Origin of the sequence: Gaetbulibacter jejuensis, from assembly GCF_039524015.1 — a bacterium.
Lineage (GTDB): Bacteria > Bacteroidota > Bacteroidia > Flavobacteriales > Flavobacteriaceae > Gaetbulibacter_B > Gaetbulibacter_B jejuensis.
Genome location: NZ_BAAAGF010000004.1, coordinates 93,340 through 110,709 on the forward strand (window position 1 = coordinate 93,340; position 17,370 = coordinate 110,709).

Annotated in this window: 32 protein-coding genes; all 32 read left to right on the top strand. The window is 35.1% G+C overall.

The annotated features are described in order from the left end of the window. The first annotated feature begins 76 nt into the window (after positions 1-76). The 32 genes from rpsL to rplQ all read left to right on the top strand — a co-directional run bounded on the left by rpsL (position 77) and on the right by rplQ (position 17,355). Complete coding sequence (gene rpsL, locus ABD011_RS12385; protein WP_019386263.1) at positions 77-451, top strand: 30S ribosomal protein S12; 375 nt, start codon at positions 77-79, stop codon at positions 449-451. 23 nt (positions 452-474) lie between these two features. Continuing rightward, entirely contained in the window at positions 475-951 is a 477-nt protein-coding gene (rpsG, locus tag ABD011_RS12390) for a 30S ribosomal protein S7 (protein ID WP_131508143.1), read from the top strand. A 5-nt stretch (positions 952-956) separates the two neighbouring features. Continuing rightward, positions 957-3,083: an elongation factor G gene (fusA, locus tag ABD011_RS12395; RefSeq protein ID WP_131508145.1), complete on the top strand. Its 2,127-nt coding sequence runs from the start codon at positions 957-959 to the stop codon at positions 3,081-3,083. Between the two features lie 12 nt (positions 3,084-3,095). Continuing rightward, on the top strand, positions 3,096-3,401 hold the full coding sequence (rpsJ, locus tag ABD011_RS12400; RefSeq protein ID WP_007650482.1) for a 30S ribosomal protein S10: 306 nt from the start codon (positions 3,096-3,098) through the stop codon (positions 3,399-3,401). A gap of 127 nt (positions 3,402-3,528) precedes the next feature. Continuing rightward, positions 3,529-4,146, top strand: a complete 618-nt coding sequence (rplC, locus tag ABD011_RS12405; RefSeq protein WP_343798725.1) for a 50S ribosomal protein L3 — start codon at positions 3,529-3,531, stop codon at positions 4,144-4,146. Further along, complete coding sequence (gene rplD, locus ABD011_RS12410; protein ID WP_131508147.1) at positions 4,146-4,775, top strand: 50S ribosomal protein L4; 630 nt, start codon at positions 4,146-4,148, stop codon at positions 4,773-4,775. Before rplC ends, rplD begins: the two co-directional genes overlap by 1 nt. Positions 4,776-4,782: 7 nt before the next feature. Further along, on the top strand, positions 4,783-5,073 hold the full coding sequence (gene rplW, locus ABD011_RS12415; RefSeq protein ID WP_129761440.1) for a 50S ribosomal protein L23: 291 nt from the start codon (positions 4,783-4,785) through the stop codon (positions 5,071-5,073). Between the two features lie 10 nt (positions 5,074-5,083). Then, positions 5,084-5,911: a 50S ribosomal protein L2 gene (gene rplB / locus ABD011_RS12420; protein WP_129761439.1), complete on the top strand. Its 828-nt coding sequence runs from the start codon at positions 5,084-5,086 to the stop codon at positions 5,909-5,911. Between the two features lie 10 nt (positions 5,912-5,921). Next, positions 5,922-6,200: a 30S ribosomal protein S19 gene (gene rpsS / locus ABD011_RS12425; RefSeq protein WP_008269180.1), complete on the top strand. Its 279-nt coding sequence runs from the start codon at positions 5,922-5,924 to the stop codon at positions 6,198-6,200. A gap of 8 nt (positions 6,201-6,208) precedes the next feature. After that, positions 6,209-6,616 carry a 50S ribosomal protein L22 gene (gene rplV, locus ABD011_RS12430; protein ID WP_129761438.1) on the top strand — a complete coding sequence of 136 codons (408 nt, stop codon included), beginning with the start codon at positions 6,209-6,211 and terminating at the stop codon, positions 6,614-6,616. Between the two features lie 9 nt (positions 6,617-6,625). Beyond that, positions 6,626-7,345 carry a 30S ribosomal protein S3 gene (gene rpsC, locus ABD011_RS12435; RefSeq protein ID WP_129761437.1) on the top strand — a complete coding sequence of 240 codons (720 nt, stop codon included), beginning with the start codon at positions 6,626-6,628 and terminating at the stop codon, positions 7,343-7,345. A gap of 18 nt (positions 7,346-7,363) precedes the next feature. Then, positions 7,364-7,783 (top strand): 50S ribosomal protein L16, encoded by a 420-nt coding sequence (rplP, locus tag ABD011_RS12440; protein WP_129761436.1) that lies wholly within the window; start codon positions 7,364-7,366, stop codon positions 7,781-7,783. A gap of 10 nt (positions 7,784-7,793) precedes the next feature. Then, positions 7,794-7,985 (top strand): 50S ribosomal protein L29, encoded by a 192-nt coding sequence (rpmC, locus tag ABD011_RS12445; RefSeq protein WP_129761435.1) that lies wholly within the window; start codon positions 7,794-7,796, stop codon positions 7,983-7,985. A 17-nt stretch (positions 7,986-8,002) separates the two neighbouring features. Next, on the top strand, positions 8,003-8,260 hold the full coding sequence (gene rpsQ, locus ABD011_RS12450) for a 30S ribosomal protein S17 (RefSeq protein WP_073085362.1): 258 nt from the start codon (positions 8,003-8,005) through the stop codon (positions 8,258-8,260). Between the two features lie 2 nt (positions 8,261-8,262). Further along, positions 8,263-8,631, top strand: coding sequence for a 50S ribosomal protein L14 (rplN, locus tag ABD011_RS12455; protein WP_129761434.1), 369 nt, complete (start codon positions 8,263-8,265; stop codon positions 8,629-8,631). Positions 8,632-8,643: 12 nt separating this feature from the next. After that, positions 8,644-8,955 carry a 50S ribosomal protein L24 gene (rplX, locus tag ABD011_RS12460; protein ID WP_129761433.1) on the top strand — a complete coding sequence of 104 codons (312 nt, stop codon included), beginning with the start codon at positions 8,644-8,646 and terminating at the stop codon, positions 8,953-8,955. Between the two features lie 2 nt (positions 8,956-8,957). Continuing rightward, positions 8,958-9,509, top strand: a complete 552-nt coding sequence (gene rplE / locus ABD011_RS12465; RefSeq protein WP_129761432.1) for a 50S ribosomal protein L5 — start codon at positions 8,958-8,960, stop codon at positions 9,507-9,509. A gap of 3 nt (positions 9,510-9,512) precedes the next feature. Then, positions 9,513-9,782 (top strand): 30S ribosomal protein S14, encoded by a 270-nt coding sequence (gene rpsN, locus ABD011_RS12470; protein WP_129761431.1) that lies wholly within the window; start codon positions 9,513-9,515, stop codon positions 9,780-9,782. A gap of 70 nt (positions 9,783-9,852) precedes the next feature. Then, on the top strand, positions 9,853-10,251 hold the full coding sequence (rpsH, locus tag ABD011_RS12475) for a 30S ribosomal protein S8 (RefSeq protein WP_129761430.1): 399 nt from the start codon (positions 9,853-9,855) through the stop codon (positions 10,249-10,251). Between the two features lie 17 nt (positions 10,252-10,268). Then, positions 10,269-10,811, top strand: a complete 543-nt coding sequence (gene rplF / locus ABD011_RS12480) for a 50S ribosomal protein L6 (RefSeq protein ID WP_131508151.1) — start codon at positions 10,269-10,271, stop codon at positions 10,809-10,811. 10 nt (positions 10,812-10,821) lie between these two features. Next, on the top strand, positions 10,822-11,178 hold the full coding sequence (gene rplR, locus ABD011_RS12485; RefSeq protein WP_129761428.1) for a 50S ribosomal protein L18: 357 nt from the start codon (positions 10,822-10,824) through the stop codon (positions 11,176-11,178). 6 nt (positions 11,179-11,184) lie between these two features. Further along, positions 11,185-11,709: a 30S ribosomal protein S5 gene (gene rpsE, locus ABD011_RS12490; protein WP_129761427.1), complete on the top strand. Its 525-nt coding sequence runs from the start codon at positions 11,185-11,187 to the stop codon at positions 11,707-11,709. Positions 11,710-11,720: 11 nt separating this feature from the next. Next, a complete protein-coding gene (rpmD, locus tag ABD011_RS12495) occupies positions 11,721-11,903 on the top strand; it encodes a 50S ribosomal protein L30 (protein WP_129761426.1) in 183 nt (60 codons plus the stop codon). A gap of 12 nt (positions 11,904-11,915) precedes the next feature. Beyond that, on the top strand, positions 11,916-12,368 hold the full coding sequence (gene rplO, locus ABD011_RS12500) for a 50S ribosomal protein L15 (RefSeq protein WP_129761425.1): 453 nt from the start codon (positions 11,916-11,918) through the stop codon (positions 12,366-12,368). Between the two features lie 13 nt (positions 12,369-12,381). Then, complete coding sequence (secY, locus tag ABD011_RS12505; protein WP_131508153.1) at positions 12,382-13,740, top strand: preprotein translocase subunit SecY; 1,359 nt, start codon at positions 12,382-12,384, stop codon at positions 13,738-13,740. Between the two features lie 11 nt (positions 13,741-13,751). Continuing rightward, positions 13,752-13,967 (top strand): translation initiation factor IF-1, encoded by a 216-nt coding sequence (gene infA / locus ABD011_RS12510; protein ID WP_007094967.1) that lies wholly within the window; start codon positions 13,752-13,754, stop codon positions 13,965-13,967. 4 nt (positions 13,968-13,971) lie between these two features. Then, on the top strand, positions 13,972-14,088 hold the full coding sequence (gene ykgO, locus ABD011_RS12515) for a type B 50S ribosomal protein L36 (RefSeq protein ID WP_008269159.1): 117 nt from the start codon (positions 13,972-13,974) through the stop codon (positions 14,086-14,088). Between the two features lie 2 nt (positions 14,089-14,090). After that, complete coding sequence (gene rpsM / locus ABD011_RS12520) at positions 14,091-14,465, top strand: 30S ribosomal protein S13 (RefSeq protein WP_129761423.1); 375 nt, start codon at positions 14,091-14,093, stop codon at positions 14,463-14,465. 105 nt (positions 14,466-14,570) lie between these two features. Then, positions 14,571-14,954, top strand: coding sequence for a 30S ribosomal protein S11 (rpsK, locus tag ABD011_RS12525; protein WP_129761422.1), 384 nt, complete (start codon positions 14,571-14,573; stop codon positions 14,952-14,954). Positions 14,955-15,124: 170 nt separating this feature from the next. Next, positions 15,125-15,730 (top strand): 30S ribosomal protein S4, encoded by a 606-nt coding sequence (rpsD, locus tag ABD011_RS12530; protein ID WP_129761421.1) that lies wholly within the window; start codon positions 15,125-15,127, stop codon positions 15,728-15,730. A 95-nt stretch (positions 15,731-15,825) separates the two neighbouring features. Then, on the top strand, positions 15,826-16,818 hold the full coding sequence (locus tag ABD011_RS12535; RefSeq protein ID WP_129761420.1) for a DNA-directed RNA polymerase subunit alpha: 993 nt from the start codon (positions 15,826-15,828) through the stop codon (positions 16,816-16,818). A gap of 63 nt (positions 16,819-16,881) precedes the next feature. Continuing rightward, on the top strand, positions 16,882-17,355 hold the full coding sequence (rplQ, locus tag ABD011_RS12540) for a 50S ribosomal protein L17 (protein ID WP_129761419.1): 474 nt from the start codon (positions 16,882-16,884) through the stop codon (positions 17,353-17,355). Positions 17,356-17,370: the final 15 nt, after the last annotated feature.

Sequence of the window (17,370 nt, forward strand, 5' to 3'; positions counted from 1 at the left end):
CGTTTGAAAAATTAATATTTATTTCTACCTTTGCAGCCCTTTAAACAAGGGTTTAATAAAAATTATATAGTAATATATGCCAACAATTTCACAATTAGTACGAAAAGGAAGAGCCAAAATAACCAAGAAGAGTAAATCGGCTGCTTTAGATTCGTGTCCACAAAGACGTGGTGTGTGTACTCGTGTTTACACGACAACTCCTAAGAAACCTAACTCAGCAATGCGTAAGGTGGCAAGGGTTCGTTTAACAAACGGAAACGAGGTTAATGCATACATCGGTGGTGAAGGTCACAATTTACAAGAGCACTCGATAGTATTGGTTAGAGGTGGAAGGGTAAAAGATTTACCAGGTGTTAGATATCACATCGTTCGTGGTGCTTTAGACACAGCAGGTGTTTCAGGTAGAACGCAACGTAGATCTAAGTATGGTGCAAAACGCCCTAAGAAGTAATTAAAAAACTTTAAGAAGAAGACATGAGAAAAAGACAAGCGAAAAAAAGACCGCTTTTACCAGATCCACGTTTTAACGATCAGTTAGTAACTCGTTTCGTTAACATGATGATGTGGGACGGTAAAAAGTCAGTAGCTTTTAAAGTATTCTATGATGCAATTGATATTGTAGAATCGAAAAAAACAGATGAAGAAAAAACAGCTTTAGAAACTTGGAAAGATGCATTATCTAACGTTATGCCTCACGTAGAAGTACGTAGTCGTCGTGTTGGTGGAGCTACATTCCAAATTCCAATGCAAATACGTCCAGATCGTAAAGTTTCAACAGCAATGAAATGGCTTATAGGTTATGCTCGTAAGAGAAATGAAAAATCTATGTCACAAAAATTAGCTGCTGAAATTTTAGCTGCTGCTAAAGAAGAAGGAGCTGCTGTTAAGAAAAGAGTTGATACTCATAAAATGGCAGAAGCAAACAAAGCATTCTCACACTTTAGATTTTAATTAAAATGGCAAGAGATTTAAAATATACTAGAAACATAGGAATTGCTGCGCATATTGACGCAGGAAAAACAACAACTACAGAGCGTATCCTTTATTACACTGGTGTATCTCACAAAATTGGTGAAGTACATGATGGTGCTGCTACTATGGACTGGATGGAGCAAGAGCAAGAGAGAGGTATTACAATTACTTCTGCTGCTACAACTTGTACATGGCAGTTTCCATTAGAAAACGCACAACCAACTCCAGAAACTAAAGGTTATCACTTTAATATTATTGACACTCCAGGTCACGTTGATTTTACGGTTGAGGTAAACCGTTCTTTACGTGTACTTGATGGGTTGGTATTCTTATTTAGTGCGGTTGATGGTGTTGAGCCGCAATCTGAAACTAACTGGAGACTTGCTGATAACTATAAAGTGCCTCGTATTGGTTTCGTTAACAAAATGGACCGTCAAGGATCTAACTTTATGGCTGTTTGCCAACAGGTTAAAGATATGTTGAAGTCTAACGCTGTGCCAATTGTATTAAACATTGGTGATGAGGCAGACTTTAAAGGTATTGTTGATTTAGTAAAAAACAGAGCTATTGTTTGGCATGAAGAAACTCAAGGAGCAACATTTGATGTAATTGAAATTCCAGATGATTTAAAAGAAGAAGCTCGTAAATATAGAGCACTTCTTATTGAAGAAGTAGCTACTTACGATGAGAACTTATTAGAAAAATTCATGGAAGATGAAGATTCTATTACAGAAGAAGAAGTGCACGCTGCACTTAGAGCTGCTGTAATGGATATGGCTATCATTCCAATGATTTGTGGTTCTTCATTTAAAAACAAGGGTGTGCAGTTCTTATTAGACGCTGTATGTCGTTACTTGCCATCTCCATTAGATAGAGATAATATTGTAGGAACAAATCCTGATACAGGTGCTGATGAAGTACGTAAACCAGATGCAAAAGAGCCTTTTTCTGCTTTAGCATTTAAAATCGCTACTGATCCTTTCGTAGGTCGTTTAGCATTCTTTAGAGCATATTCAGGTCGTTTAGATGCAGGTTCTTATATCTTGAACAACCGTTCAGGTAAAAAAGAGCGTATCTCTCGTATCTACCAAATGCACTCTAATAAACAAAATGCTATTGAATATATCGAAGCAGGAGATATTGGAGCAGCAGTAGGATTTAAAGATATCAAGACTGGTGATACTATGTCTGATGAAAAACACCCAATTGTATTAGAATCTATGGATTTCCCAGATCCAGTAATTGGTATAGCAGTTGAGCCAAAAACTAAAGCTGATGTTGATAAATTAGGTTTAGCATTAGGTAAACTTGCTGAGGAAGATCCTACGTTTACAGTAAGAACTGACGAAGCTTCAGGACAGACTATTATTTCTGGAATGGGTGAGCTTCACTTAGATATTATTGTTGACCGTCTTAAACGCGAGTTTAAGGTAGAGGTTAGCCAAGGTCAGCCACAAGTAGAGTACAAAGAAGCTATTACTCAACGTGCAGAACACAGAGAAGTTTATAAGAAACAATCTGGTGGACGTGGTAAATTCGCAGATATTGTATTTACTCTTGAGCCAGCTGAAGAAGGTAAGGAAGGTTTAGAATTTATCTCTGAAATTAAAGGTGGTAACGTTCCTAAGGAATTTATCCCTTCAATTGAGAAAGGATTCACAATGGCAATGCAAAACGGTCCTTTAGCAGGATATGAAGTTGATGCTATGAAAGTAACTTTAACTGATGGTTCTTACCACGATGTAGATTCTGATCAGCTATCATTCGAATTAGCTGCTAAATTAGGATTCAAAGCTGCTGCAAAAGCTGCAAAAGCTGTGATTATGGAGCCTATGATGAAATTAGAAGTTATCACTCCAGAAGAAAACATGGGTGATATCGTAGGTGACCTTAACCGTCGTAGAGGACAAGTAAGTGATATGGGAGACAGAGCAGGAGCTAAAACAGTAAAAGCTGTTGTGCCTTTATCAGAAATGTTTGGATATGTAACAACATTAAGAACATTGTCTTCAGGACGTGCGACATCAACAATGGAATTTTCACACTATGCTGAAACTCCTTCAAACATTTCAGAAGAAGTAATCAAAGCAGCTAAAGGCGTAGAAGCTTAAAACTAAAAGAAAATGAGTCAGAAAATTAGAATAAAATTAAAGTCTTACGATCACAATTTAGTTGACAAGTCTGCTGATAAGATTGTAAAAACAGTAAAAAGTACTGGAGCTGTTGTAACAGGACCAATTCCGTTACCAACACATAAAAAGATTTTCACTGTGTTACGTTCACCACACGTAAACAAGAAGTCAAGAGAACAATTCCAATTAAGTTCTTACAAGAGATTATTGGATATTTACTCTTCATCTTCAAAAACAATTGATGCTTTAATGAAGCTTGAATTACCAAGTGGAGTTGAAGTTGAGATAAAAGTGTAAGTGAACACAAACATGTCCTGAGCTGCGAGCGAGGGAAAAACGGTTAAAAATACAATTCAAGGCTGAAACGTATTTTTCAGCCTTGAGTTTTAATAAATAGAATAGTAATAATTAATAATTAATAAATATGTCTGGGTTAATAGGAAAAAAAATCGGTATGACCAGCATCTTTGATGAAAACGGGAAAAACATTCCTTGTACAGTAATTGAAGTAGGTCCATGTATCGTTACCCAAGTCAGAACCGAAGAGGTTGACGGGTACAATGCCCTTCAACTTGGTTTCGATGACAAGACAGATAAAAGTGCTACTAAAGCTGAATTAGGTCATGCTAAGAAAGCTGGTACTTCTGTTAAAACTAAAGTCGTAGAATTCCAAGGATTTGAAGGAGATTACAAATTAGGTGATGCAATTACTGTAGAGCACTTCATTGAAGGTGAGTTTGTAGATATTGCTGGTACATCTAAAGGAAAAGGATTCCAAGGTGTTGTAAAACGTCATGGTTTTGGTGGAGTTGGTCAAGCAACGCATGGTCAGCACAACCGTTTAAGAGCTCCAGGTTCTATTGGTGCAGCTTCTTATCCTGCGAGAGTATTCAAAGGAATGAAGATGGCCGGAAGAATGGGTGGCGAAAAAGTGAAAGTTGAAAATTTAAGAGTGTATAAAGTAGTTCCTGAAAAGAACTTACTAGTTGTAAAAGGATGTGTTCCTGGACACAAAAACTCTTATGTAATCATTGAGAAATAATGAAAGTAGCAGTTTTAGATATAAACGGAAAAGACACAGGTAGAAAAGCAGAGCTTTCTAAAGATGTGTTCGCTATTGAGCCTAACAATCATGCTGTTTACTTAGACGTTAAGCAATATCTTGCTAACCAACGTCAAGGAACGCACAAGGCTAAAGAAAGAGCAGAAATTGCAGGAAGTACACGTAAGATTAAAAAACAAAAAGGTACTGGTACTGCAAGAGCAGGTAGTATCAAGTCTGGTGTATTTAAAGGTGGTGGACGTATGTTCGGACCAAGACCAAGAAACTACAGCTTCAAATTAAATAAAAACTTGAAGCGTTTAGCAAGAAAATCTGCTTTAACAATGAAAGCTAATGATAAAGATATCGTTGTTTTGGAAGACTTCAATTTTGATGCTCCAAAGACGAAAAACTTTACAGCAGTACTGAAAGCATTAGACATACAAGACAAAAAATCGTTGTTTGTGTTGGGTGCTTCAAATAATAATGTATATTTGTCATCACGAAATTTTAAAGGGTCTGAAGTTGTAACTAACTCAGAATTAAACACTTATAAAATTTTAAACGCAAATAAATTAGTTCTTTTAGAGAGTTCTCTAGAAGAAATTGAGTCGAATTTAAGTAAATAAGAAAACCATGAGTATCTTAATTAAACCTATTATCACTGAAAAAGCGACAACTAATAGTGAGTTAAACAACTGCTTTAGTTTCCAAGTGAATACAAAGGCGAACAAGGTAGAAATCAAAAAAGCAGTTGAAGCTGCTTATGGAGTTTCTGTTGAAAAAGTTCGTACTATAAATGTCCGTCCAGATAGAAGAACCCGTTACACAAAAACAGGTATTCAACATGGTAAAACAAATGCAATTAAAAAAGCAATTGTACAACTGGCGGAAGGTGAGACTATTGATTTATACAGTAACATGTAATTAGACGAAAATGTCAGTAAGAAAATTAAAACCGATCACATCAGCTCAGCGTTTTAGAGTAGTAAATGGATTTGACGCCATCACTACTGATAAGCCGGAGAAAAGTTTACTTGCTCCGAACAAAAGATCTGGTGGTAGAAACAGTCAAGGAAAAATGACCATGCGCCATATTGGTGGAGGTCATAAGAAGAAGTATCGTATCATTGATTTTAAACGTAACAAAACTGGAATTCCAGCTGAAGTTAAAACAATTGAATACGATCCAAACAGAACAGCTTTTATCGCGTTATTGAACTACCAAGACGGAGAAAAAAGATACATCATTGCTCAAAACGGTCTACAAGTTGGACAAAACATTGTTTCGGGTAAAGAAGGTATCGCTCCTGAAATTGGTAATGCAATGCCTTTAAGCCAAATTCCACTTGGTACTATTATCTCTTGTATAGAGTTACGTCCAGGTCAAGGAGCAGTTATGGCAAGAAGTGCAGGAGCGTTTGCTCAATTAATGGCAAGAGACGGAAAATTTGCAACTATTAAATTACCATCAGGTGAAACACGTTTAGTACTTGCAGATTGTATGGCAACAATAGGTGTTATATCAAACTCTGACCACCAGTTGTTAGTATCTGGTAAAGCAGGTAGAACACGTTGGTTAGGAAGAAGACCTAGAGTAAGACCAGTAGTAATGAACCCAGTTGATCACCCAATGGGTGGTGGAGAAGGACGTTCGTCTGGTGGACACCCAAGATCTAGAAATGGTATTCCAGCTAAAGGTTATAGAACACGTTCTAAAACCAAAGCGAGTAACAAGTATATTGTAGAACGTAGAAAGAAATAATTGAGATAATATGGCACGTTCATTAAAAAAAGGACCTTACATCCATTATAAATTAGAAAAGAAAGTTGCAGAAAACGTAGCTTCAAATAAAAAGACTGTTATTAAAACTTGGTCTAGAGCATCAATGATTTCACCAGATTTCGTTGGGCAGACTATAGCTGTACACAACGGTCGTCAATTTGTACCAGTTTATGTAACTGAAAATATGGTAGGTCATAAATTAGGAGAATTTTCACCAACACGTTCGTTTAGAGGACATGCAGGTGCAAAAAATAAAGGTAAAAAATAAGTAGAGCTATGGGAAGTCGTAAAAAACAAATGGCAGATGCTATAAAGGAAGACAGAAAACAAGTTGCTTTTGCAAAGTTGAACAACTGTCCAACCTCACCAAGAAAAATGCGTTTAGTTGCAGACTTGGTTAGAGGTCAAAAAGCTGAGAAAGCTCTTCAAATTTTAAGGTTTAGTTCAAAAGAAGCCTCTCGTCGCTTAGAGAAGTTATTGTTATCTGCAATAGCTAATTGGCAAGCAAAAAACGAAGATGCAAGTATTGAGGACGCAAACCTATTTGTAAAAGAGATCAGAGTTGATGGTGGATCTATGTTAAAAAGATTACGTCCAGCACCTCAAGGTCGTGCACACAGAATTAGAAAACGTTCAAATCACGTAACAGTTGTGATTGGAGCATTAAATAACACACAAAGCTAAGATAGAGGTATGGGACAAAAAACAAATCCAATCGGAAATCGCTTAGGAATCATCAGAGGATGGGAATCTAACTGGTATGGTGGAAACGATTATGGAGATAAACTTGCTGAAGACGACAAAATCAGAAAGTACATTCATGCACGTTTATCAAAAGCTAGTGTGTCTAGAGTAATTATTGAGCGTACACTTAAACTTGTAACCGTTACTATCACTACTGCAAGACCTGGTATTATTATCGGGAAAGGTGGTCAAGAGGTAGACAAGTTAAAAGAAGAGCTTAAGAAAATTACAGATAAGGAAGTTCAATTGAACATCTTCGAAATTAAGAGACCTGAATTAGATGCATTCTTAGTAGGATCAAGCATTGCACGTCAAATTGAAAATCGTATTTCTTACCGTCGTGCAATAAAAATGGCTATTGCTGCTGCTATGCGTATGAATGCTGAAGGAATCAAGATTCAAATTAGTGGTCGTTTAAACGGAGCTGAAATGGCACGTAGCGAGCATTACAAAGAAGGTAGAATTCCATTATCAACATTTAGAGCCGATATTGACTATGCTTTAGTTGAAGCTCATACTACTTACGGTAGATTGGGAATTAAAGTATGGATCATGAAAGGTGAAGTATATGGTAAAAGAGAACTTTCTCCACTTGTAGGGTTGTCTAAAAAACAAGGTAAGTCTGGTGGAGGACGTGGTGGGAACAATAAATCTCGTCGCAGAAAGTAATTTTTAAAGTAAAAGAAAATGTTACAACCGAAAAAAACAAAATTTCGTAAAGTCCAAAAAGGACGTATGAAAGGAAATTCCGGAAGAGGACACCAGTTATCTAATGGAATGTTTGGTATAAAATCACTCGATTCGAATTTCTTAACATCACGTCAAATAGAAGCAGCTCGTATTGCCGCAACACGTTACATGAAAAGAGAAGGGCAACTTTGGATTAAAATATTTCCAGACAAGCCTATAACAAAGAAACCTCTTGAAGTACGTATGGGTAAAGGTAAAGGTTCTGTAGAATATTGGGTAGCTGTGGTAAAACCAGGAAGAGTTTTATTTGAAGTTGGAGGTGTGCCTTTAGAAACTGCTAAAGAAGCATTACGTTTAGCAGCTCAAAAGTTACCAGTTAAAACAAAGTTTATAATAGCTCGAGATTACGAGGCTTAATAGTAGTATTATGAAGCAATCAGAAATTAAACAGCTATCAACGGCTGAGTTACAAGAAAAACTTGGTGAGACACAAAAGAGTTATGCTGACCTAAAAATGGCTCACGCAGTATCTCCTTTAGAGAATCCAATCCAGTTACGAAACGTAAGACGTTCAGTAGCTAGAATCGCAACTGAATTAACTAAAAGAGAAATACAATAATTGTATTCCGCTGAAAGATGGAAAAAAGAAACTTAAGAAAAGAACGTATAGGAGTTGTTACAAGTAACAAAATGCAGAAATCAATTGTGGTATCTGAGGTTAAAAAAGTAAAACATCCTATGTATGGAAAATTCGTGTTAAAAACGAAAAAATACGTTGCACACGATGAGACAAACGACTGTAACATTGGAGATACAGTAAAGATCATGGAAACAAGACCTTTAAGTAAATCTAAATGTTGGAGATTAGTAGAAATAATTGAAAGAGCGAAGTAATTATGGTACAACAAGAATCAAGATTAAAAGTAGCTGATAACACTGGAGCAAAAGAAGTATTAACAATACGTGTTCTAGGTGGAACCAAAAGAAGATATGCTTCTATTGGTGACAAAATAGTAGTTTCAGTAAAAGACGCAACTCCTAACGGAAACATTAAAAAAGGAGCAGTATCAACAGCTGTTGTTGTGCGTACAGTAAAAGAAGTAAGACGTCCAGACGGATCTTATATCAGATTTGACGATAACGCTTGTGTACTTTTAAATCCGCAAGGAGAAATGAGAGGAACACGTGTTTTTGGACCTGTTGCTAGAGAACTTCGTGATAAACAATTCATGAAAATTGTATCATTAGCACCAGAAGTGCTTTAATTGATAAACAAGATGACAAAGCTTAAAATAAAATCAGGAGATACAGTACAAGTAATCGCTGGAGATCACAAAGGATCTGAAGGGAAAGTACTTAAAGTATTTATCGATAAAAACAAGGCCATCGTAGAAGGTGTAAACATGGTAAAGAAACACACTAAACCAAGTGCACAAAACCCTCAAGGTGGTATCGTAGAAAAAGAAGCACCAATTCATATCTCTAACTTGTCACTTTTAACAAGTAAAGGTGAACCAACAAGAGTAGGATATAAAATGGAAGGTGATAAGAAAGTAAGATTTTCTACAAAATCTAATGAAGTAATATAATTATGGCTTACATTCCAAGATTAAAACAAGAGTACAAGGACAAAATAGTTTCTGCTCTTACAGAAGAATTCGGTTATAAAAATGTAATGCAAGTTCCAAAACTTAAAAAGATTGTAATCTCTAAAGGTGTTGGAGCAGCAGTAGCAGATAAAAAATTAATTGATCACGCTGTTGAAGAATTAACAAAAATATCTGGTCAAAAAGCTGTTGCAACTTTATCTAAAAAAGACGTTGCATCATTCAAATTACGTAAAGGAATGCCAATAGGTGCTAAAGTTACACTTAGAGGTGAGCAAATGTATGAGTTTTTAGACCGTTTGATTACTTCAGCTTTACCACGAGTTAGAGACTTTGATGGTATTAAAGCTACAGGATTTGATGGTAGAGGTAACTACAACTTAGGAGTTACTGAGCAAATCATTTTCCCTGAGATTGATATTGACAAGATCAACAGAATTTCTGGTATGGATATTACTTTCGTAACATCTGCAGACACAGATAAAGAAGCACAATCGTTATTAACTGAATTAGGATTACCTTTTCAAAAGAACTAAGATATGGCTAAAGAATCAATGAAAGCCCGTGAGGTGAAAAGAGCAAAAACGGTAGCAAAATATGCTGAAAAACGTAAAGCTTTAAAAGAAGCTGGAGACTACGAAGCATTACAAAAGTTACCAAGAAATGCATCACCTGTACGTATGCACAACCGTTGTAAATTAACAGGAAGACCAAAAGGATACGTACGTACATTTGGAATTTCTCGTGTAATGTTACGCGAAATGGCTAACAAAGGCTTAATACCAGGAGTTAAAAAAGCAAGTTGGTAAACAAAGAATTATAAATTGGTTTGAAGTTCGAAAACTAACTTTCGAAAACCAAAACCGCAAATTAATATAAATGTATACAGATCCAATCGCAGATTATCTAACGAGAGTTAGAAATGCAGTAAAAGCTAACCACAGAGTGGTTGAGATACCTGCATCTAATCTAAAAAAAGAAATTACTAAAATATTATTCGATCAAGGATATATTTTAAGTTACAAGTTTGATGACTCTACAGTACAAGGAACTATTAAAATAGCTCTTAAGTACAATAAAGAGACTAAGGAACCTGTAATTAAGAAAATTCAAAGAATAAGTAAACCAGGTTTACGTAAATACGCAAGTGCTAACGAAATGCCAAGAATCCTTAACGGTCTTGGAATTGCAATTGTTTCAACATCTCATGGTGTATTAACAGGAAAACAAGCGCAAAGAGAAAACGTTGGTGGAGAATTATTGTGTTACGTTTACTAATTTAAAACAGAAAGAACATGTCAAGAATAGGTAATAACCCAGTAACTATCCCACAAGGAGTTACAGTAGAAGTTAAAGACAATGTAATTACTGTAAAAGGTAAATTAGGTGAATTAACTCAAGAATTTTCAGACGTAGATATAGCTGTTGAAGAAGGAAGCGTACAAGTAACGCGTTCAACAGATAAAAAAGACCAAAGAGCAAAGCATGGTCTTTACAGAGCTTTAATCAACAACATGATTAAAGGTGTATCTGAAGGATGGACAAAAGAACTAGAATTGGTAGGTGTAGGTTATAGAGCATCTAACCAAGGACAAAAATTGGATTTAGCTTTAGGATTTTCTCACAACATTATTTTGGATTTAGCTCCAGAAGTAAAAGTAGAGACAATCTCTGAAAAAGGAAAAAACCCAATCGTAAAATTAACATCTCACGACAAACAATTGGTAGGACAAGTAGCAGCGAAAATTCGTGCATTTAGAAAACCAGAACCTTACAAAGGAAAAGGAATTAAGTTTGTAGGAGAAGTATTAAGAAGAAAAGCAGGTAAATCAGCTTAATAGTTTAGTTATGGCATTAACAAAGAATCAAAAAAGATTAAGAATAAAAAGCAGAATTCGTAAGGTAGTTTCAGGAACTGAATCTAGACCACGTTTAGCTGTATTTAGAAGTAATAAAGAAATTTATGCTCAAGTTGTGGATGATGTAACAGGTAAAACTATCAGTGCTGCATCTTCAAGAGACAAAGACATTAGTTCTGCAAAAGGTACTAAAACAGAAATTGCAGCCTTAGTTGGTAAAGCAGTAGCTGAAAAAGCATTAAAAGCAGGTGTAGAAACTATCTCTTTTGACAGAGGTGGATATCAATATCACGGAAGAGTAAAATCGTTAGCAGAAGGTGCTAGAGAAGGCGGACTAAAATTTTAAGACATTATGTATCAAAAATATAAAAACGCAGAATTAGTAAAACCAGGTGGATTAGATCTTAAAGATCGTTTAGTTGGTGTACAAAGAGTTACAAAAGTAACTAAAGGTGGTAGAGCATTTGGTTTTTCAGCTATCGTAGTAGTAGGTGATGAAGCAGGTGTAGTAGGACATGGTTTAGGAAAATCTAAAGATGTTGCTACCGCAATTGCAAAAGCAGTTGAAGACGCAAAGAAAAACTTGGTTAGAATACCAATCATCAAAAAAACTTTGCCACACGAGCAAAAAGGTAAATTTGGTGGAGCTAGAGTAAACATCATTCCTGCTGCTCCTGGTACAGGAGTAATTGCTGGTGGAGCTGTAAGAACAGTTCTTGAAGCAGTAGGTGTACATGATGTATTATCTAAATCTCAAGGATCTTCTAACCCTCACAACGTTGTAAAAGCTACTTTTGATGCTTTATTACAATTAAGAAGTGCTGACACAGTTGCTAAGGATAGAGGAATATCATTAGAAAAAGTATTTAACGGTTAATCTTAAGGAAGATGGCAAAGATCAAAGTAACAAAAGTAAAAAGTACAATCAATCGTACTCAAACCCAAAAGAGAACTTTAGAGGCTTTAGGTTTAAAAAGAATCGGTCAGGTTGTAGAACATGATGCCACTCCAAATATCGTTGGTATGGTTAATAAAGTTAAACATTTAGTTTCTGTTGAAGAAACAAAATAATAAGACATAAAAATGGACTTAAGTAATTTAAAACCAGCTGAAGGCTCAGTTAAAAATCAAGGAAAAAGAGTAGGTAGAGGACAAGGTTCTGGAAAAGGTGGTACTGCAACACGTGGTCACAAAGGAGCAAAGTCTCGTTCTGGATATTCTAAAAAACTTGGTTTTGAAGGTGGACAAATGCCACTTCAAAGACGTGTGCCTAAATTCGGATTTACTAACATCAACCGTGTAGAATACCAAGGTGTAAATCTTGATACATTACAACAATTGGTTGACGATAAGAAGATAAAAGATACTATAGATTTTGAAACGCTAGTACAATTACGTTTGGCTGGTAAAAACGATTTAGTAAAAATATTAGGTCGTGGAGAATTAAAATCTAAATTAAAAGTATCTGCTCATAAATTTACTGCTTCAGCAAAAGCTGCTATTGAAGCTGCAGGAGGAGAAGCTGTAACTTTATAAGATTATTATAAGTATGAAATTTATAGACACTATAAAAAATGTTTGGAAAATAACGGAACTAAAAGACCGAATCATGTTAACACTTGGTTTGCTTTTAGTTTACCGTTTTGGTGCACAAATTGTGCTTCCAGGTATTGACTTTACTAAATTATCAGGATTACAAGGAGATGCTGCCGAAGGTGGATTAATTTGGTTAATCAATGCGTTTACTGGTGGAGGTTTTTCTAACGCATCAGTATTTGCCCTAGGTATTATGCCTTATATCTCTGCTTCTATTGTAGTGCAGTTAATGGGAATAGCAATTCCTTATTTACAAAAACTTCAAAAAGAAGGAGCAAGTGGTCAAAAGAAAATCACTCAAATAACCCGTTGGTTAACAATAGGTATATGTTTGGTTCAAGCACCAGGATATTTAGCAAGCTTACCATCATTAACAGGAGTTAACTCAACAAGTGCACTTTTAGTTAATGGTTTTTCTCCAACTACATTTATGATTTCTTCAGTAATAATATTAGTTACTGGATGTATTTTTGCAATGTGGTTAGGTGAAAAAATTACTGATAAAGGTATTGGTAATGGTATTTCATTATTAATTATGGTAGGTATTATAGCTACTTTACCACAATCATTTTTACAAGAGTATGCTGCTAGAGTAACACAATCTAATGGAGGTTTAATTATGATTTTAATTGAGCTTGTTATTTGGTTGTTAATTATACTAGGTTCAGTAATGCTAGTTATGGCAGTACGTAAAATCGCAGTGCAATATGCAAGACGTACAGCTACAGGTGGATACGAAAAAAATGCATTTGGCTCTAGACAGTTTTTACCATTAAAGTTAAACGCTTCAGGAGTTATGCCAATCATCTTTGCCCAAGCTATCATGTTTGTGCCAAGTTTAATTGGTAAATCATTTGGATCAGGAGAAGTAGGTACATGGATGCAAACACAGTTTTCTGATATTTTCGGATTTTGGTACAACCTAGTATTTGCACTCTTAATTATAGTGTTTACATATTTTTATACAGCTATTACAGTACCAACAAACAAAATGGCTGACGACTTAAAACGAAGCGGTGGTTTTATTCCAGGTATTAGACCAGGAACTGAAACTTCTGAGTATTTAGATAAAATAATGTCTCAAATAACTTTACCAGGATCATTATTCTTAGCATTAATAGCTGTGTTCCCAGCAATTATTGTAAAGCTTATGGACGTACAAGCTGGTTGGGCATTGTTTTTTGGAGGAACGTCATTATTGATTATGGTAGGAGTTGCAATTGATACCATGCAACAAGTAAATTCTTACTTGTTGAATAAACACTATGATGGCTTGATGAAAACAGGTAAAAATAGAAAAGCAGTAGCTTAAAACTATATACTATGGCAAAACAAGCAGCAATAGAGCAAGACGGAACAATCATAGAAGCATTATCTAATGCGATGTTTCGTGTTGAATTAGAAAATGGTCATATTGTGACTGCACATATATCTGGTAAAATGCGTATGCATTATATTAAGTTGTTACCAGGAGACAAAGTAAAATTAGAAATGAGTCCTTACGATTTAACAAAGGCTCGTATAACCTATAGATACTAATACGATGAAAGTAAGAGCATCAGTTAAAAAAAGAAGCGCTGATTGTAAATTAGTGCGTAGAAAAGGTAGACTTTACGTAATTAACAAAAAGAATCCTAGATTCAAACAAAGACAAGGATAATTATGGCAAGAATTGCAGGTGTAGACATACCAAAACAGAAAAGAGGAGTAATCTCTTTAACTTATATCTACGGAGTAGGTAAAAGTAGAGCAAAAGAAATTTTGGCAACGGCTAAAGTTGATGAAAGCACAAAAGTACAAGATTGGACAGATGATCAAATTGGAGCAATCCGTGACGCTGTTGGAACTTATACTATCGAAGGTGAATTGCGTTCTGAAACTCAATTAAACATTAAGCGATTAATGGATATTGGATGTTACAGAGGTATTCGTCACAGATCTGGGCTTCCATTAAGAGGTCAACGTACAAAGAACAACTCTAGAACTAGAAAAGGTAGAAGAAAAACCGTTGCTAACAAGAAGAAAGCAACTAAATAATAACAAGACAGTAGTCATTAGTAATTAGACGTTAGATGAATCTGTTCGAAATCGAAAGGTTTAGGATTCTAACAACTAAAAGCTAACAACTAGAAACTAAAAAATATGGCAAAGTCAAGTACTAAAAAACGTAAAGTAATAGTAGATGCAATTGGAGAAGCGCACATTGCAGCATCTTTCAATAACATCATTATCTCTTTAACAAACAAAAAAGGTGACGTAATTTCATGGTCATCTGCAGGTAAAATGGGATTCAGAGGTTCTAAAAAGAACACTCCTTACGCTGCACAATTAGCTGCTGAAGATGCTGCAGGAGTAGCAAAAGAAGCTGGATTAAAGAAAGTGAAAGTGTTTGTTAAAGGTCCTGGAAATGGTAGAGAATCTGCAATTAGATCTATTCACAACTCTGGTATTGAAGTATCAGAAATCGTAGATGTTACTCCATTACCACATAATGGATGTCGTCCACCAAAACGTAGAAGAGTTTAATTTATATTTTGAAGAATTAATATCAACTGTTTTTTATAGTTGATATTAATTTTTTATATGTAAATTTGCAAACTGAAAAATTTTAAACAAGTATCAACGAGAGATTCACGTTTATCGAAGGATAAGATTAAGACCTTAATTCATAAACACTCTCATAATTTAATTTAAAAATGGCAAGATATACTGGTCCTAAAACTAAAATAGCTCGTAAATTTGGTGAAGCTATTTTTGGAGATGATAAAGCTTTTGAAAAAAGAAATTATCCTCCAGGTCAACATGGTGCAAACAAGCGTCGTGGAAAAAAATCTGAATACGCTGTCCAATTAATGGAGAAGCAAAAAGCTAAATACACTTACGGTATTTTAGAAAAGCAATTCAGAAACATGTTCAAAAAAGCAACTGCTGCTCCAGGAATTACTGGTGAGGTGTTGTTACAACTTTGTGAGTCTCGTTTAGACAACGTAGTTTACAGAATGGGAATGTCTCCTTCACGTAGTGGAGCTAGACAATTAGTATCTCACAGACACATTACTGTTAACGGAAATATCGTAAACATTCCTTCTTACCAATTAAAAGCAGGAGATGTTGTAGCAGTAAGAGAAAAATCAAAATCTTTAGAAGCAATCCAAAATTCATTAACAAACTCTAGTCATGTTTATGAGTGGATTACATGGAATAACGATACTAAACAAGGAACATTTGTATCTGTTCCTGCAAGAGTTCAAATTCCTGAGAACATCAACGAGCAATTCATCGTCGAATTATATTCTAAATAATAAATTAAACATATTGGTATTTAGCCAAAGGATTTATTAGACGTCTTCAAGCTTTTAAATCGCGCAACTAAATAACAATTAAAACGAAGAACACTATGGCAATATTAAATTTTCAAAAGCCTGACAAAGTAATCATGATCGATTCTACTGATTTTGAAGGCAAATTCGAATTCAGACCACTAGAACCAGGTTATGGACTAACAGTAGGAAACGCTTTAAGAAGAGTTTTATTATCTTCTTTAGAAGGTTTCGCAATCACATCTGTAAGAATAGAAGGTGTAGATCATGAGTTTTCTACAATTGCAGGTGTAGTTGAAGATGTAACAGAAATGATTTTGAACTTAAAGCAAGTAAACTTTAAGCGTCAAATAGATGAAATCGATAACGAGTCTGTTTCAATCTCAATTTCTGGTCAAGAGCAAATAACAGCTGGAGATTTCCAAAAGTTTATTTCAGGTTTCCAAGTACTAAACAAAGACTTAGTGATTTGTAACTTAGATCCTAAAGTAAGCATCAATATGGAAATCACTATTGAAAAAGGTAGAGGATACGTTCCTGCTGAAGAAAACAAAAAAGCTTCTGCACCTATTGGAACTATCTTTACTGACTCAATCTATACGCCAATAAAAAACGTGAAGTACAGTATAGAAAACTTCCGTGTTGAGCAAAAAACCGATTACGAAAAATTAGTTTTTGAAATTATCACAGACGGTTCTATTCATCCTAAAGATGCTTTAACTGAAGCGGCTAAGATATTAATTCACCACTTCATGTTATTCTCTGATGAGCGTATAACTCTTGAGGCTGACGAAATTGCTCAAACTGAAACTTATGATGAAGAATCACTTCACATGAGACAGTTATTAAAAACTAAATTAGTTGATATGGATCTTTCTGTACGTGCCTTAAACTGTTTAAAAGCAGCAGAGGTTGATACATTAGGAGATTTAGTATCATTCAACAAAAATGATTTAATGAAGTTCCGTAACTTCGGTAAAAAATCTTTAACAGAGCTAGAAGAATTAGTAAATGTTAAAGGTCTTAACTTCGGAATGGACTTAAGCAAATACAAATTAGATAAAGATTAATCATATTTTGCTCTCCAGAGGTTTACTCTTTGGATTTGGTAGCAAGATGATAAAACAAAAGTCATGAGACACGGAAAGAAATTTAATCATTTAGGTAGAAAAACTGCCCACAGAAAAGCGATGTTAGCTAATATGGCATGTTCTTTAATAGAGCACAAGCGTATTAACACTACAGTAGCTAAAGCTAAAGCGTTAAAACAATTTGTTGAGCCTTTAGTAACAAAATCTAAAGAAGATACTACTCACAACAGACGTATTGTATTTTCTAGATTAAGACAAAAAGAGGCTGTGGCAGAATTATTTAGAGATGTTGCTGCTAAGGTAGGTGATCGTCCAGGAGGATATACAAGAATTATTAAGCTTGGTAACCGTCTTGGTGATAACGCTGATATGGCAATGATAGAATTAGTTGACTACAATGAAATCTACAATGCTGATAAGCCTAAGAAAAAATCTACTCGTAGAAGTAGAAGAGGTGGTAGCAAAGCAGCTGCAGCTCCTGTTGCAGAAACTAAGGCAACTAACGAAGAAGAATAAATGTTAATAAGCATT